At 35.5% G+C, this 1,281-nt stretch carries 1 protein-coding gene and 2 pseudogenes; 1 reads left to right on the plus strand and 2 read right to left on the minus strand.

Annotated features, from left to right (window positions below):
• Positions 1 to 238: 238 nt before the first annotated feature.
• Complete coding sequence (locus A5N85_RS14185; protein ID WP_072575885.1) at positions 239 to 595, minus strand: IS630 transposase-related protein; 357 nt, start codon at positions 593 to 595, stop codon at positions 239 to 241.
• 227 nt (positions 596 to 822) lie between these two features.
• Here A5N85_RS14185 and A5N85_RS14190 point away from each other — a divergent pair.
• Positions 823 to 1,041 (plus strand): annotated as a pseudogene (locus A5N85_RS14190) (IS630 family transposase); the annotation flags it as partial.
• A gap of 13 nt (positions 1,042 to 1,054) precedes the next feature.
• Here the strand turns inward: A5N85_RS14190 and A5N85_RS16340 are convergent.
• Positions 1,055 to 1,281: pseudogene (locus tag A5N85_RS16340) on the minus strand (IS1 family transposase); the annotation flags it as partial.

Genomic DNA, 1,281 nt, shown 5'->3' on the forward strand with positions numbered 1-1,281 from the left:
CTTCTCTCACCCAATGAGAGAAAATATCGCTGTTAATAGAACCATCATATAAGCGTAAGGCAAACAATTCTCCATTGATAATGGCTCCAATCGCATTGCTCTGGTTCTTTAAATGCCACGTTATCACTTCCATGACAAACTTGTCCTTTTGTGCTGTAGCCATAAGGTCTATGAGCAAAGGCTTTAAAACCACATTCATCAAGATAGACTATCGGTTTGTCTTGAGCGGTCTTATCTACTATTTGTTCTTGAAAGTGCTCTCTTTTCTCTGTGTCGGCTTTTGGATGTTGGTTAATCTTTTTTTATGCGTTATCTTTAGTCGCTTTAGAGCATAACAAATCGCTGATTGCGAGCAATTAAAACGTCTAGCGCTTTCCCATTGGTAATCATCGGGATACTGCTCAATATCCTTAAGCAAGGCTTCATCATCAATCTTTGAGGGCTTACGCTCAGTAAAGCCTTTAGGATGGGGATTTTTAATCCAGCTATAGACGGTGAATTTGCTGATCTTGTAGCGCTTTGCAACAGCGCGCCAAGTTTCTCCATTAGCAATATCGTTAAGAATTTTCTGTCGGAATTGGCGACAGTAGGTCATAGGATATGCTCAGTTTGTTTTTAATAATTCGGTAGTGGTTTGAAAAGTATGCTGGAATATTATCTAATCTAATCGCAGTTAAATATTTAAATATCAATATATTAAAAGAAGTATTTTTTGTAAGAGTATGTTTAGCATACTTTTCAAACAACTACCAATAATTCTACTACAAGTTGTTCTTTATATCTGCTTTGGATAGATTGGATTATAAGTGATTTTACTATAAATCAGTGATTATTATGGATAATGCTCGATTTCATCGAATGAAGGTTCTAAAAGCGTTAGCCGAAAAATTTGGTCACGTTGTTTTGCCTTTATCACCTTATTCGCCAGAGTTAAATCTAATCGAAAAGCAGTGGGGCAATCTTAAAAAGTATTTACGTAAAGTTTTATCTAATTTTGATGTCTTTTGGGATGCTCTTTTGTCCTATTCTGGATTTAATTGACTATACAACCAAAACTAATTCCTAATGCCTCAAGTTTAGCTCTCAGTTGTTTAGCTGTCTTTAGATTGCGTTTCCCCCATACAAAAGCCATATCTCACCACTATCTGGATCATAAGCATAAATTAACCAGATTTTGTTTTTCTTATGACCTACATAGGTCCAAAACTCATCAATTTGGAGTTTTTGATAGGCGTTTTGTGTAGGTTTTATTTCACAGTTAGATTTCGCTAAGACATTTAG

Source organism: Suttonella ornithocola (genome assembly GCF_001889065.1).
Taxonomy (GTDB): Bacteria; Pseudomonadota; Gammaproteobacteria; order Cardiobacteriales; family Cardiobacteriaceae; genus Suttonella_A; species Suttonella_A ornithocola.